Source organism: Terribium retamae (genome assembly GCF_022347545.1).
In the GTDB taxonomy this organism is placed as follows: domain Bacteria; phylum Pseudomonadota; class Alphaproteobacteria; order Rhizobiales; family Rhizobiaceae; genus Mesorhizobium; species Mesorhizobium retamae.
Genome location: NZ_JAKREW010000021.1, coordinates 38,743 through 52,128, shown reverse-complemented (window position 1 = coordinate 52,128; position 13,386 = coordinate 38,743). Strand labels below are relative to the sequence as shown.

At 63.8% G+C, this 13,386-nt stretch carries 12 protein-coding genes; 2 read left to right on the top strand and 10 right to left on the bottom strand.

The window, feature by feature from the left end; translation table 11 throughout:
* Positions 1 to 4 precede the first annotated feature (4 nt).
* Positions 5 to 1,921, bottom strand: a complete 1,917-nt coding sequence (gene dnaK, locus L4923_RS19285; protein WP_239368073.1) for a molecular chaperone DnaK — start codon at positions 1,919 to 1,921, stop codon at positions 5 to 7.
* A 511-nt stretch (positions 1,922 to 2,432) separates the two neighbouring features.
* Here dnaK and L4923_RS19280 point away from each other — a divergent pair.
* The gene (locus L4923_RS19280; protein ID WP_239368071.1) at positions 2,433 to 3,329 is read left to right on the top strand and encodes a D-alanyl-D-alanine carboxypeptidase family protein; all 897 of its coding nucleotides are present in this window, start codon (positions 2,433 to 2,435) and stop codon (positions 3,327 to 3,329) included.
* 63 nt (positions 3,330 to 3,392) lie between these two features.
* Here the strand turns inward: L4923_RS19280 and L4923_RS19275 are convergent, their stop codons facing one another.
* Positions 3,393 to 4,820: an MFS transporter gene (locus tag L4923_RS19275; protein WP_239368069.1), complete on the bottom strand. Its 1,428-nt coding sequence runs from the start codon at positions 4,818 to 4,820 to the stop codon at positions 3,393 to 3,395.
* Between the two features lie 211 nt (positions 4,821 to 5,031).
* On the opposite strand from L4923_RS19275, the gene L4923_RS19270 reads away from it, so the two are divergent.
* A complete protein-coding gene (locus L4923_RS19270; protein ID WP_239368067.1) occupies positions 5,032 to 5,646 on the top strand; it encodes a TetR/AcrR family transcriptional regulator in 615 nt (204 codons plus the stop codon).
* Between the two features lie 49 nt (positions 5,647 to 5,695).
* Here L4923_RS19270 and L4923_RS19265 read toward each other — a convergent pair whose 3' ends face one another.
* The 8 genes from L4923_RS19265 to L4923_RS19230 form a co-directional block, all read right to left on the bottom strand.
* Complete coding sequence (locus L4923_RS19265) at positions 5,696 to 6,373, bottom strand: class II aldolase/adducin family protein (RefSeq protein ID WP_239368065.1); 678 nt, start codon at positions 6,371 to 6,373, stop codon at positions 5,696 to 5,698.
* Between the two features lie 3 nt (positions 6,374 to 6,376).
* Positions 6,377 to 6,694: an L-rhamnose mutarotase gene (gene rhaM / locus L4923_RS19260; RefSeq protein WP_239368063.1), complete on the bottom strand. Its 318-nt coding sequence runs from the start codon at positions 6,692 to 6,694 to the stop codon at positions 6,377 to 6,379.
* Positions 6,695 to 6,709: 15 nt separating this feature from the next.
* Positions 6,710 to 7,999, bottom strand: coding sequence for an L-rhamnose catabolism isomerase (rhaI, locus tag L4923_RS19255; RefSeq protein ID WP_239368061.1), 1,290 nt, complete (start codon positions 7,997 to 7,999; stop codon positions 6,710 to 6,712).
* Positions 8,000 to 8,012: 13 nt separating this feature from the next.
* Positions 8,013 to 8,846 carry a TIGR01459 family HAD-type hydrolase gene (locus L4923_RS19250; RefSeq protein WP_239368059.1) on the bottom strand — a complete coding sequence of 278 codons (834 nt, stop codon included), beginning with the start codon at positions 8,844 to 8,846 and terminating at the stop codon, positions 8,013 to 8,015.
* Entirely contained in the window at positions 8,846 to 10,123 is a 1,278-nt protein-coding gene (locus L4923_RS19245; RefSeq protein WP_239368057.1) for an FGGY-family carbohydrate kinase, read from the bottom strand. The genes L4923_RS19250 and L4923_RS19245 overlap by 1 nt, the downstream gene beginning before the upstream one ends.
* Positions 10,123 to 11,169: a class II aldolase/adducin family protein gene (locus L4923_RS19240; RefSeq protein ID WP_239368055.1), complete on the bottom strand. Its 1,047-nt coding sequence runs from the start codon at positions 11,167 to 11,169 to the stop codon at positions 10,123 to 10,125. The genes L4923_RS19245 and L4923_RS19240 overlap by 1 nt, the downstream gene beginning before the upstream one ends.
* A 96-nt stretch (positions 11,170 to 11,265) precedes the next feature.
* Complete coding sequence (locus L4923_RS19235; RefSeq protein WP_239368053.1) at positions 11,266 to 12,375, bottom strand: autoinducer 2 ABC transporter substrate-binding protein; 1,110 nt, start codon at positions 12,373 to 12,375, stop codon at positions 11,266 to 11,268.
* 61 nt (positions 12,376 to 12,436) lie between these two features.
* On the bottom strand, positions 12,437 to 13,381 hold the full coding sequence (locus tag L4923_RS19230; protein WP_239368051.1) for an ABC transporter permease: 945 nt from the start codon (positions 13,379 to 13,381) through the stop codon (positions 12,437 to 12,439).
* Positions 13,382 to 13,386: the final 5 nt, after the last annotated feature.

The window sequence follows — 13,386 nt, the reverse complement described above, 5'->3', positions numbered from 1 at the left end:
CCATTTAAGCGGACTTCTTCTTGTCGTCCTTGTCGTCGATTTCCTCGAAATCGGCGTCGACCACATCGGAATCCTTGGCGGCATCCGCCTTGGCGTCGGCCTCGGCAGCTTCCTTCTGCGAAGCCTCGTACATGGCCTGGCCGAGCTTCATCGAAGCTTCGGTCAGCGCCTGGCTCTTGGCCTCGATCTCGGCCGCATCGTCACCCTCGGCAGCCGTCTTCAGCGCAGCGATCGCATCGGCGATCGCGGTGCGGTCGGCTTCGGAGACCTTGTCGCCATAATCCTTCAGCGACTTCTCCGCCGAATGGACCAGAGCCTCGGCCTGGTTGCGCGCCTCGACCAGCGCCTTGCGGGCCTTGTCGGCCTCGGCATTGGCCTCGGCGTCCTTGACCATCTTCTCGATGTCGGCGTCCGACAGACCGCCGGAAGCCTGGATGCGAATCTGGTGCTCCTTGCCGGTGCCCTTGTCCTTGGCCGAAACGTTGACGATGCCATTGGCGTCGATGTCGAAGGTGACCTCGATCTGCGGCACCCCGCGCGGAGCCGGCGGAATGCCGACCAGATCGAACTGGCCGAGCAGTTTGTTGTCGGCCGCCATTTCACGCTCGCCCTGGAAGACGCGGATAGTCACCGCGCTCTGCGAGTCCTCGGCGGTCGAGAACACCTGGCTCTTCTTGGTCGGGATCGTGGTGTTGCGCTCGATCAGGCGGGTGAACACGCCGCCCAGCGTCTCGATGCCCAGCGAAAGCGGGGTCACGTCGAGCAGCAGCACGTCCTTGACGTCGCCCTGCAGAACACCGGCCTGGATGGCGGCGCCGAGTGCGACCACTTCGTCAGGGTTGACGCCCTTGTGCGGCTCCTTGCCGAAGAACTGCTTCACGACTTCCTGGACCTTCGGCATGCGGGTCATGCCGCCGACCAGAACGACTTCATCGATCTCACCAGCCTTCAGGCCGGCATCCTTGAGGGCTGCCTTGCACGGCTCGATGGTGCGCTGGATCAGGTCGTCGACCAGCGATTCGAACTTGGCGCGGGTGAGCTTCAGCGTCAGGTGCTTCGGACCGGAAGCATCCGCGGTGATGAAGGGCAGGTTGATTTCGGTCTGCGCCGAAGACGACAGCTCGATCTTGGCCTTTTCTGCGGCTTCCTTGAGGCGCTGCAGGGCAAGCTTGTCGTTCTTCAGGTCGATGCCCTGTTCCTTCTTGAACTCGGCCGCCAGGTACTCGACCAGACGCATGTCGAAGTCTTCACCACCGAGGAAGGTGTCGCCATTGGTCGACTTCACCTCGAAGACGCCGTCGCCGATCTCGAGGACCGAAATGTCGAAGGTGCCGCCGCCGAGGTCATAGACGGCAATGGTCTTGCCATCCTTCTTGTCGAGGCCGTAGGCGAGCGCCGCAGCGGTCGGCTCGTTGATGATGCGCAAAACTTCCAGGCCGGCGATCTTGCCGGCGTCCTTGGTGGCCTGGCGCTGGGCGTCGTTGAAATAGGCCGGAACGGTGATGACCGCCTTCTCGACCTTCTCCCCGAGATAGGCTTCCGCCGTTTCCTTCATCTTCTGCAGGATCATGGCCGAGATCTGGGAGGGCGACTGCTTCTTGCCGCCGGCTTCCACCCAGGCATCGCCATTGTCGCCATTGACGATCTTGTAGGGGACAAGCTTCTTGTCCTTCTCGGTGACCGGGTCGTCATAGCGGCGGCCGATGAGGCGCTTGACCGCGAAGACGGTGTTTTCAGGATTGGTGACCGCCTGACGCTTGGCCGGCTGGCCGACGAGGCGTTCGCCGTCGCCGCTGAAGGCGACGATCGAAGGCGTGGTGCGCGCGCCTTCCGCGTTTTCAATGACCTTCGCGTCCTTGCCATCCATCACGGCGACGCAGGAATTGGTCGTCCCGAGGTCGATACCGATTACTTTTGCCATCTAGTCTCTCCACTAAGCAGGCTTTCAAGGACCCTGTCAGGCGTTCCGGCGAAAGCCCCTGTTCACAGAAATTCCGCGCCAGTCCGCATTTCAGGGCGGCCCGCACGGTTGCGGCGTATATAAGAACAGGCCGCGCGGCGCGCAAGCATTCTGCGCCTCGGCTTTTCCACTGCCAATCCTCCTTTTGACCGGCAGGGTGCCCTGCATGCGTCCTGCGGTGCAAACCTGGCCTAACGGCTTGAATCTGCACAAGGCCCCTCGTTGAAAACGGACGCCGCTCATGGCGGCGATCCGCTCCGCCGATCACATATGGAGACGGGCTGTCAGAAAGCGCCAGGAAGAGATTTCGGCGCCGAAACACGGCTCTTTCGGCTTTTCCCGCAAAAAATCGTGTGAAACACACGCCGGAAGCACATTCTGACGGCGAGAATCAGCCGATGCGAATGGACGGCGTGTGCCGGCTCCGCTAGGGTCCGCGCAATCTCAGCGCATCTAGTCAGCCCACCTCGGAATGCCCACCCTGCCAGTCTCGCACCTGTTCGCGTTCGCCCGCAAATATCTCGTCGCCCTGGCCGCAGTGGCTTTCGTGGCCGGCTGTACGACGGCGACACCGCCCGAGCAGGTGCTTTCGGTGCCGGCGAAGGAGCAGAAATACGCAGCCATCGTCGTCGACGCCAGGACGGGCGCTCAAGTGTTCGAGGTCAATTCGACTTCGCTGCGCTATCCGGCCTCGCTTACCAAGATGATGACGCTCTATCTCATGTTCGAGGCGCTGGAGAGCGGCCGTATCGGCAAGGAGACCCAGATCCCGGTCTCGGCCAATGCCGCCTCGCAGCCGCCGACCAAACTGCGCTTCCGGCCCGGCGAGACGATCGACGTCGACACCGCCATCCGCGCGCTGGTGGTGAAGTCCGCCAATGACGTTGCCGTCGCGGTGGGGGAATATCTCGGCGGTACGGAGGAAGGTTTCGCCGCTGCGATGACGGCCAAGGCGCGCCAGATCGGCATGCGCTCGACCACCTTCCGCAATGCATCCGGCCTGCCTGACGATGGCCAGCAGACGACGGCGCGCGACATGGCGGTGCTCGGCCTGGCGCTGCGGGCGCGCTTCCCCCAGCACTACCATTATTTCTCGGACACGGACTTCCTGTTCCGCGGCAAGCTGATCCGCGGGCACAACGAGATGCTCAAGAACGTGTATGGCGTCGACGGCATCAAGACCGGCTACATCCGCGCTTCCGGCTTCAACATCGTCACCTCCTACGATGCCGGCGGAAAACGCTTCGTGGTCGTCGTGATGGGCGCGGATTCGGCTCGCCAGCGCAACGCCCATGCCGAAGCGCTGCTGCAGCGGGCGCTGAACCCCACCGGTTCGACGACACGTCTGCTTTACACGGCTGAGCAATAGGCCGCGGCGAAGCAAAGCCGGCCGCCGCAGATCATCTCCGGCGACCGATGCAGACTTCAGGCATCACCGCTGCTTTCGCGTCGCAATGCCTGCGGCGAAGATGCCGAACAGGGTCAGCAGGGCGATGCCGAAACTGACATAGCGCGCCGCATCCACGACCGAGTCTCTGCCCGCCGCCATCAGCGTGCCGGCCAGCGCCGAGGTGATCGAGAAGGCGATAAGCTGCGTGATGGTGATCGCGGCAGCCGCCTTGCCCCCTTCAGCGGCATCGCTGGTGCTGCTCATCGCAGCGACGCCGAGCAGCGGCCAGGCGAGGCCGATGCCGATGCCGGCCAGTGCGAGAACCGCCGCCCAGATCGCAGCCACTGTCGGATCGGCGCTTTCTGCTTGCAGCAGGCCATAGGCGATCAGCCCTGCCGTCAGCAGCAAGGGACCGAAACGGATGGCGCGACGCCGTGCCGTTTCGGACGAGACCGAGACGATGAAAAGCTGGGCGACGACCCAGGCCAGGGAGAGCACCGCGCCGAGCAGTCCGGCGACCACCGGGCTCAACCCTGCGAGCTTCTGGCCGAAGAACGGAATGAAGTTTTCCACCATAACGCCGGCGCTGAGTGCCGCGACGGTGAGATAGACCCACTTCAGCGTGTTGCCGCGGCGATAAGTCAGGCGTGGCAGAAGCGTGTTGTGCGAGCGCCGCTCGACCATAACGAACAGGAAGAGCAGGACAAGGCCGATGGCAACCGCCCCGAAAGTCGGCCAGCCGATCGGCACCACGGCGCTGAGGCTTACGGCAACGATGGCCAGGATCAGCGGGATGAGCGAGGCGACGGGCACCGGCGTATGCTGCCCGGAGCCTGCCTTGCCGGCGAACGAGCGCTGCGCAACGATCGCAAACAGCAATGCGAACACCGCCAGCGCGCCGTAGGACCAGCGCCAGAGCCCGAATTCCGCGAAGACACCGCCGAGCACCGGGCCGACCAGGGTGCCCACGCCCCACATGGCCGAGACGACGCCGGTCGCCCTGGCCCAATGCCGGTCCGGCAGCGCGGCGCGGATGACCGCGTAGCCGAGCCCGGCCAGCAGGCCGCCGCCCAGGCCTTGCAGGACCCTGGCGACGATCAGCAGTTCCATGGTCGGGCTTGCGGCATTGGCGGCGCCGCCAACGGCAAAGGTGACGAAGGCAATCACATAGGCCAAGGCTGGGCCGCGGCTGTCGAGAAGGCGGCTGACGAAAAGCGAGGCGATGATGGCTGCGATGACAAAGGCTGTCGTCACCCAGGCATAATAGTGCTGGCCACCTATATCGGCGACGATGGAAGGCATGAGCGCGGCGGTGAAATAGATGTTCATCGCATAAAGCAGAACACCACTCGCCATCACCAGCACGATGGCAAGATGCCTGCCGGATAACAAGTCAGACCAGTTGTCCGCCTGTCCTACCGACGCATTAAAGGGGTCGGCCGAACCGGCCGACACTACGGGATCATTCATGGACGATGTCTCCTGGGAATCCGCGACGGTTCAGCGCCGCAGGGATGGAAGCGTTTTCTTCATTTCACACCTCGTGGAAAGGCTGGGCGTCGCCTCGCCAGGACCTGGACGCGGCAGTCTTTCCATAATAGATTGAGCGATCACTCTATTTATCACTGCGCTGACGTCAAGATATAATAGAGCGATCATTCTAAGATTTTTCGGGAAGCCGATGGCACGCAAGCTCGTTCACGAACAGCATGAAGGGAAACGGCAGGAGATTCTGGCCGCCGCGCACCGCTGCTTCCTGCAGCATGGGCTGCAGGGTGCTTCAATCTCGATGATCTGCAAGGAGGCCGGGATGAGCCCGGGCCATCTCTATCACTACTTCCCGAGCAAAGAGGCCATCGTCGAGGCGATGGCCAACGACTATCTGGCGGAACTCCATGGCCACTTCAACGCCCACGAAGACGGTGCGAGCACGGCGACTGTGCTTTTGTCGGAGCTGTGGAGCATGAAGGGCTGGGATGCCCTCTCCCACTGCCGCATCCTGTTCGAACTGCTGGCCGAGGCAGGCCGCAACGAGAATATCCACGCCATCCTGAAGGACAACACCGATGGCATTCGCGCACTCCTGGCCAGGACCCTGAAGGCAGGGCAGGAACGCGGCGAAGTCGACCCGGACCTCGATCCGGGTCACACCAGCGCTGTGCTGGTGGCGATCCTTGATGCCGCCCCTATGCTACCACTGATGGCCTCCGACATCGATTTCGAGGAGAGCCGCAAGCTCATCACCACGATGGTGGCGAGGTTCCTGCAACCGCCGATCACGGCAGTAGGGGAATAAGGCATTAGGTACCGGACTGGAAATAGCGGGAGAAGATAACCCTACTGCCCTAACGCTTGTGCGCATTGCCGCCCTTGCCTTCCTCGTTGGGTGCGAGCCCATAACTCATGCGGCGCATCTGCTCGATGACGCGTTCCATCTCGTCCTCCGGCAGAATCGGCGGCTCCCCAAGCATCAGCGCCTGCACATACATATGAGACAGCGTCTCCACCTCGATCGCCAGCCAGAGTGCCGCTTCCAAGGTCGTGCCGAGCGAGATCTGGCCGTGCTGCCCGAGCAGGCAGGCAAGGCGATCCTCCAGCGCCACCAGCGCATGATCGGACAGCGCCTGCGTGCCGAAGGTGGCGTATTTCGCGCAGCGTATCGTCGAGCCGCCGGCAACGCCGGTCATGTAGTGGAAAGCGGGAATCGTCTTGTGATGACAGGCCAGCGTGGTGGCATGCACCGAGTGGCAGTGCAGCACGACATTGATGTCTTTGCGGTGGGTTAGGATGTCGCGATGGAAGCGCCATTCGGAGGACGGCATGCGGCCGACATAGCCGCCGTCGAAATCCATCGACACGATATCATCGGCATCCATGGTTTCGTAGGGCAGGCCCGATGGGGTGATCAGGAAACCGTCGTTCGAGCGCACCGAGAGATTTCCCGCGGTACCCTGGTTGATGCCGCTGGAATTCATGCGCCGGCAGATCGACACCATTTCCTTGCGCAAGGCCTTCTCACTCATCGTCTACTCCATATGAAAAACTTGCTGCAGCGGCACGACCAGCGGTTCGTTGCGGTCGGTGTACTGCATGATGTCGGCCATGAAGTCCCACCAGCGGCGGTTCACCTCGGTCTGCGGCAGCGCATCCATGCCGTGGTCGTCGGCCCGCACCAGCGTCGCGAAGAGATGGTTGGTCTCCGGGTCCAGCCAGATCGAATAGTCGGAGATACCGGCCTTGTGCAGCGCCTCCCGCAGTTCCGGCCAGATCGCGTCGTGCCGCTTCCGGTATTCGACGGCCTGGCCAGGGTTGAGCACCATTCGAAAGGCGATGCGTTCGGGCATGGTCGACCTTCCCACTTAGACGATGCCGCCGCCGCCGGCCGCGCCGGCCGGCCGCGCGGCCGCGACCTTCTTGCGATAGAAGCTGGCGCGATAGGCTGAGACCGGATCGATCGCCCCGCCCCGGTTCAGGCGCGCCGTGGCCAGGATCGGCTCGACGTCGGTGCGGTAGGCCGCCTTCAGCGCCTGCGTCGCCATCAGCGCATCGTTCGCCTCTTGGAAACCTTCCAGCGCCTTCCGATCGACCAGCAGCGCCGCCGCATAGGCGCGCTGCACCTCGATCGCCGACAACATCAGGCTCTCGATCGGATCCGTGACGTTGTGGCTCTGGTCGAGCATATGCGCCGGCTGGAAATCTTTTGCGCCGGCGAGTTCGGCATCGACGAGCTCGTTAAAGACGAGGAACAGCCGGTACGGATCGATCGAACCGGCATCGAGGTCGTCGTCGCCATATTTGGAATCGTTGAAGTGGAAGCCGCCGAGCTTGCCGAACTGGATCAGTCGCGAGACGATCATCTCGATGTTCACATTGGGCGCGTGGTGGCCGAGGTCGACGAGGCAGTAGGCCTTGTCGCCGAGCTCCTTCGCGATGATGTAATTGGTGCCCCAGTCCTGCACGACCGTGGAATAGAAGGCCGGCTCATACATCTTGTGCTCGGTGAACAGCCGCCAGTCCTGCGGCAGCTCGGCATAGATCGCCTTCATCGCCTCGAGATAACGTTCGAAAGCGCGCGCGAAATTGACCTGGCCGGGGAAGTTGGAGCCGTCGCCGATCCACACCGTCAGCGCCTTTGAGCCGATCGTCCTGCCGATCTCGATGCATTCGAGATTGTGCTCGACTGCCTGGCGGCGCACGCCGGCATCGGCATGCGACAGCGAGCCGAACTTGTAGGAGAGTTTCTGGCCGACCGTGTCGGAGAAGGTGTTGGAGTTCATCGCATCGAAGCCGAGGCCGAAGCGCGAGGCCGCCTGCTTGAGGCGGTTCGGATCGGCCTTGTCCCACGGGATGTGCAATGAGACCGTCGGCGTCGCCCGCGTCAGCTGGCTGATGACGGCACAATCTTCGATCTTGTCGAAGACGTCGCGCGGCTCGCCGGGGCCGGGGAAACGGGCAAAGCGCGTGCCGCCTGTGCCGACCCCCCAGGATGGGATCGCGACACCAAACGCCTCGACCTTCTTCAGGATCGCATCGATGGCGATGCCGCGCCGGTCGAGCTGTTCGCCGAGGACCGCATAGTCCGCCTTGAGCGCCTGCTCGCGCGCGGCGTTGCTTTTGTCGACGACGTCGCCCGCGATCACCGTTTCCATACCGTCTTCCTCCTCACCATGTGAAAGCACGCAGCAGGAAATCCGGCGTCGCGCCGTGCTCGGCATAAAGCTGCTGTCTCTCGGCAGCGGTCGCGATCTCAAGGATGCCGGTCATCACCAGAGCGGTGTTCAAGCCGGCCCCTTGTCCGCCTGCGATGTCGTGCTCGATGCTGTCGCCCACGCACACGACACGCGCACGATCGGGATTGCCCAGCATCTTCAGCGCTGCCGCATAGATCTCGGCAAAGGGCTTGCCGATCCAGGTCACCGGCCCGCCGAGTTCGGCATAGAGCTCGGCGATGCGCCCGGCGCCAAAGCGTGGACCGACCGAGGTCAGCATGATCTTGTCTGGATTGGTGCAAAGACACACCGCGCCGCGCTCCGCCGCGGGCTGAAGCAGGCGACGGTAGTGGTCGAGATCGAAGCGGTCACCCTCGCTGGCAGCGAGCAGCACGATGTCGGCTTCCGATCCGTTGTCGACCAGCGTCAGCGGCAGTCCCTCGACCGCGGAACGGTCCCCGTCGCGCGCAACAAGCAGGCAACGTACATCCTTCCCATCGGCGAGCGACCCGCGCAGGCTCTGCCAGGCGACCTCGCCGGAAGACAGGAAATGTCCCCAGCTTCCGGGAATGAAACCGAGCTTTTCCAGCCGTGCTTCATTGGGCGCCGAACGCTTGCCCGAATTGGACAACAGCAAGGTCGGCTTGCCGGCCTGTTTCAGTTGCACCAGCGCCTCGACCGCGCCGGGATAGGGCGCGGTGCCGTCATGCAGCACACCGAACTGATCGAGGATGAAGACATCGAAGCGGTTGGCGAGATCACGGATGCCGGAGAGTTCGAGCACCATCACAGATCCCCCACGGCCTGGAGGCCACCCAGGGCAAGCCGCGCTGATCCCGCCGCCGCCTCAGTGGACTGGGCAGGCAGCAACGGAACCTGCAATTCGCGTTGCCGTATCGCGCTCCATTGCGGATTGGCCGCACCACCCCCGACGCTGCGCACCGAACGAAGCGGATCGGCGCCAAGGTCGGCAAGGCGGGCGAAGCCACGCCTTTCGATCGCCGCCATGCCTTCGAACATCGCCTTGAGGAAATCGGCGTCGCTGGCCGGGCGCGGTTCCAGCCGCGGCGCAAAGGCGGGATCGAAAACAGGGAAGCGTTCGCCCGGTTCCAGCAGCGGATAGAAGTCCAGGCCCGTGGAAACCGCCGGATCGATCACGGCCGACAACCGGACAATCTCGTCGGCGGAAAAGAAATGCGAAAGCACCTTGCCGCCGCTGTTGGATGCACCGCCGGCCAGCCACATGCCATTGATGCGGTGGCTGTAGACGCCGTAATCCGGCGCGAAGATCGGCCGATCGCACAGCAGCTTCAATGTCAGCGTGGAGCCCAGCGCGGTGACGCCATCGCCCGGCCTGTCCGCCCCTGTCGCCAGGAAGGAGGCGCAGCCATCGGTGGTGCCGGCAACGATCACCACATCTTCGCCAAGCCCGAAGACCTTGGCCATTTGGGGCGCGATGGTCTCGACCGGCGCGCCGGGTGCGACCACACGCGGCAGAAGGTTAGTGTCGAGTCCCGTGGCCATGATCCAATCCGGCCAGAGCCGTTCGACCGGGTCGTAGCCGGTTTTCAGCGCATTGTTCTCGTCGGTCGTGCCGTAATGTCCTGCGAGCCGGCCGGCGATCCAGTCGGCCTGGTGCAGGACCTTGGCGATGCCCGGCACCGACTGGAACCGCAGCGCTTTGACGAGCCCGGAGGTGGCGCCGTGGGCGCCGCTCTCGGCTGGGATGACGGCATGAATGCGCGCCAGCAGTTCGTCATCGTCGACCCTGTCATTGTACATCAGCGGGGTGGCAAGCGGTTCGCCTTCGATGTCAATAGGCAGGATCGTCCCCGATGTCGCATCCACCGCAATGGCGTGCACGCTGGTCCGGTCGATCCCGGCAAGCGTGTCCATCAGCGCGCGCTCCACCGCTTTCCACCAGATCGCCGGATCGCGCAGGTCGGATCCGAATTCCGCGAGTCGGGCTGCACCCTGCGCCACGATGTCGAAGGACGGCGTCATCGCCACGGCGCGGGCGCCGGACGTGCCGAGGTCGATGCCTATGGCCAGGAGGCTATCCATCAGGCGATCTTCTTCCGAGCGAGCTCCTGCCGGTACTTCTCCGCGTCCCAGTCGGTCAGTTGTCGATGCTCCTCTTCAGTCAGCATGCGGACCGGCGCATCAGCAGGAATGCGCGCCGTCACATCGGCAAGGCAGCGCGCCATGGCGTCCGCGCCGGGTACCGCATCGTTGCGCATGAGGACGCCGATCTCCGGCCACAGGATCGCGATGGGTGCTGCATCCAGACGCCTCACCACGGCGGCAGCATCTTCATCTCGCGCCGCGATGACCGAACCGGCGCCGAGGAAGATCACATGATCCGGGTAGAGGCTTCCGCGAGCAGCCAGTGCGTTGCTCTGCCGATCGGTCGCGACCGCGTGAGCGGCCTCGGACAACGGCAACCGGTAGTCGCCGCCGGCCATCAGGCGGACCAGCGTGTCCGTGTCGGGGTCGGGCGCGGTGCGTGGAGCGACGCGCAGCCGCGCCTTGACGTCGTCCAGCAGCGTTTCGGCCTCTGTCACCGTTTCGGCGCCGACGACAAGACCATGATTGGCCAGGATCAGCACATCCGGCCGGTTGCCGCTGTGTTCGGCGATGGCGAGCGCCAGCGGCAGGCCGGGCCGCGCATAAGGCACATACGCCCAATCGAGGCCGGCAAGGCGTGGGCCGATCTGCTCGACGCAGTCACTGCGCACGGCAAAAGCGATGGTGTCGACGCAATGGACATGAAGCACCACGCGGTGCGGCATCAGCGCATGCACGGTGGTCTCGATCGAGGGGCGCAGGCCCGAGCCGTTGAGTTCGGTGACGACGAATTGCTGCGCCTGCTCGGCGGCGGGGTCGACAGCCTCGACCGCCGCGATCAACGGTGCCATCTCGACGGGCACCATGATGTCGCGCTCGGCGGCATGGGCGAGCCAGGTCCCGGACGCCTTGATCCAGAGCGTGCCGTCGACCTTAAGCGACGTGTTGCCGCCAGCTCCCTGCGTCAGCAAAGGGTCGTTGCCGATACGGGCCGACAGGGTTTTCAGCGCGGCAAGCTCGGCTTGCCAATCGACCGCAGGCATGGCGATCCTTTCCAATTTCGGGGCTGAAATCGGCCGGCAAGCGGGCCGGCCGATTTCTTGGGAGGAGACGCTCCAACGTGCATCTCCTCTGCAATCTCAGAAGTCGAAATTGTTGATGTTGTCCTTGGTGAAGACGGTCGGCGCGCCGAGCAGGATCTCCGAGCCGTTGATGACCGAGAGATCGCCAAGCTTGCCAGCCTTCACCGAGGTTGCTCCCGGCGCCAGAGTTCCGTCGGCGACGGCGCGCAGCACGTGAGCGGCGGCGTAGCCCAGATCAACCGGATTCCACAGCACCACCGACTTCACGCAATCGGCCGCAACATAGGGCTTCATGGCGTTCGGCGTGGCGAGGCCGACGACCGCGACCTTGCCGCATTTGTTGGCCTGCGTGACCGCATCCGCAGCCGCCGGCGTGGCGACGCTGGTCATGCCGAAGACGCCCTTCAGCTCGTCGCCATATTTGTTGAGCAGCGTGTTGGTCTGGTTGAAGGAAAGGATGTTGTCCTCCTGCGCTTCCACCGTCTCCAGCCACTTCATCTTCGGATGGCACTTGGCCTGGTAGGCCGCCATTTCGGCAATCCAGCGCGCCTGGTTCGGCGTGGTGAAGGTCGAGGTGACAATGGCGAAGGCGCCATCCTCGCCGGTCTCCTTGGCCATGGAATCGACCATCGCCTTGGCGATGCCGTTGAACTCGGCCTGGTTGACGAACCACTGGCGTGCATCCGGCGTCGAGTTGGCGTCGTAGCCGACGACGTTGATGCCGGCGGCGAGCGCCTTCTTGAGCACCGGCGCGATCGCGACAGGGTCGTTGGCGGCGAACAGGATGCCGTCGACGCCGCTGGTGATGTAGTTGTCGATCAGCGTGATCTGGTCATCGATGTTGGCCTTGCTCGGACCGTCGGTCTTGGCATCCATCGTGCCGATTTCCTTGGCCGCATCGGCAATGCCCTTGGACGTGGCGTTAAAATAGCCGATGCCGACCAGCTTCGGCACATCGACGACTTTCAGCGTCTTGCCCTTGCGGTCGGGCGCATTCGTCGGTGAGCCGCCGTCATAAGGCTTGGCGGCGACCGTCGCCGGCGTGGCATCGCAGGCGAGCGGGTTGGTCGGCAAGTCGTCACCACCGGTCCAGGCGGCGGATTGGGCATGGCTGAGGCTTGTCGAGAAGGACAAGGCCAGCAGTGCGCTGAGCACGATTTTATGCATTTCATCCTCCAATTATTCGTCCGGACACTGATGAGCGGCAGTGAAGGACGCTTCTCCCTTGTTATCGAGTGCCGCTCCTCTCGAAGAGGTTGCTGGCGAGGATCGCCAGGATCAGTACCGCGCCGATGAGCATGATGGTGCCGTCGCCCTTCACCCCGGCGAGCGACAGGCCATTCTTCAGCGCCTGGATGAGGCAAAGGCCGATCATGGTGCCGGCGATGGTGCCGCGGCCGCCGAAGATCGAGGTGCCGCCGAGCACCACTGCGGTGATGGCGTCGAGTTCGATGCCGGTGCCCATGTCGGAGCGTGTGGTCGAGACACGCGAGACGAAGATCACGCCGGCCACCGCCGCCGCGAAACCAGACGCGGTGTAGAGGGCGAGCTTGGTCTTCTCGACCGAAAGGCCGGAAAAGCGGCTGGCGACCTCGTTGGAGCCGATGGCGTAGACGGTGCGACCCCAGCGCGTGTAGGCAAGGATGATCGAAGCGATGATCGCCGCCGCCGCCAGGATCCAGAGCTGCGTCGGTACGCCCAGCACCTCGCCCTGGCCGAGCACATAGAACCAGTCTGGATAACCGCGCACCGAGCGGGCCTGGCTGATGCCCTCGGCCAGCCCACGATAGAGCGCGAGTGTCGCCAGCGTCGCGATCAGTGGCGGCACGTTGAAACGGGTGATGATGGCGCCATTGGCGAAACCCGCCAGCGTGCCGACGGCGATCGCCGCGATTGCCGCCAGCGGCAATGGCATGCCGATGTTCTGCCAGAACACGCCGGTCAGGATCGCGGTCAGGCCGAGGATCGAACCGACGGAGAGATCGATACCGCCGGTGGCGATGACGAAGGTCATGGCGATGGCGATGAGGCCGATCTCGGTCATCAGCCGGCCCTGGTTGAGCAGGTTGGAGACGGTGAAGAAACGATCGGACTGGAACGACAGCACGATCAGCACGACAACCAGCAAAAGCGCCAGGAAGGTTTCGTGACGGAGCAGGGATTTCCAGTTCATCCGTG

Bases quoted from the DNA above. Each gene is read 5' to 3' on its own strand.
- dnaK (WP_239368073.1), bottom strand. From the start codon at position 1,921: ATGGCAAAAGTAATCGGTATCGACCTCGGGACGACCAATTCCTGCGTC.
- L4923_RS19280 (WP_239368071.1), top strand. From the start codon at position 2,433: ATGCCCACCCTGCCAGTCTCGCACCTGTTCGCGTTCGCCCGCAAATAT.
- L4923_RS19275 (WP_239368069.1), bottom strand. From the start codon at position 4,820: ATGAATGATCCCGTAGTGTCGGCCGGTTCGGCCGACCCCTTTAATGCG.
- L4923_RS19270 (WP_239368067.1), top strand. From the start codon at position 5,032: ATGGCACGCAAGCTCGTTCACGAACAGCATGAAGGGAAACGGCAGGAG.
- L4923_RS19265 (WP_239368065.1), bottom strand. From the start codon at position 6,373: ATGAGTGAGAAGGCCTTGCGCAAGGAAATGGTGTCGATCTGCCGGCGC.
- rhaM (WP_239368063.1), bottom strand. From the start codon at position 6,694: ATGCCCGAACGCATCGCCTTTCGAATGGTGCTCAACCCTGGCCAGGCC.
- rhaI (WP_239368061.1), bottom strand. From the start codon at position 7,999: ATGGAAACGGTGATCGCGGGCGACGTCGTCGACAAAAGCAACGCCGCG.
- L4923_RS19250 (WP_239368059.1), bottom strand. From the start codon at position 8,846: ATGGTGCTCGAACTCTCCGGCATCCGTGATCTCGCCAACCGCTTCGAT.
- L4923_RS19245 (WP_239368057.1), bottom strand. From the start codon at position 10,123: ATGGATAGCCTCCTGGCCATAGGCATCGACCTCGGCACGTCCGGCGCC.
- L4923_RS19240 (WP_239368055.1), bottom strand. From the start codon at position 11,169: ATGCCTGCGGTCGATTGGCAAGCCGAGCTTGCCGCGCTGAAAACCCTG.
- L4923_RS19235 (WP_239368053.1), bottom strand. From the start codon at position 12,375: ATGCATAAAATCGTGCTCAGCGCACTGCTGGCCTTGTCCTTCTCGACA.
- L4923_RS19230 (WP_239368051.1), bottom strand. From the start codon at position 13,381: ATGAACTGGAAATCCCTGCTCCGTCACGAAACCTTCCTGGCGCTTTTG.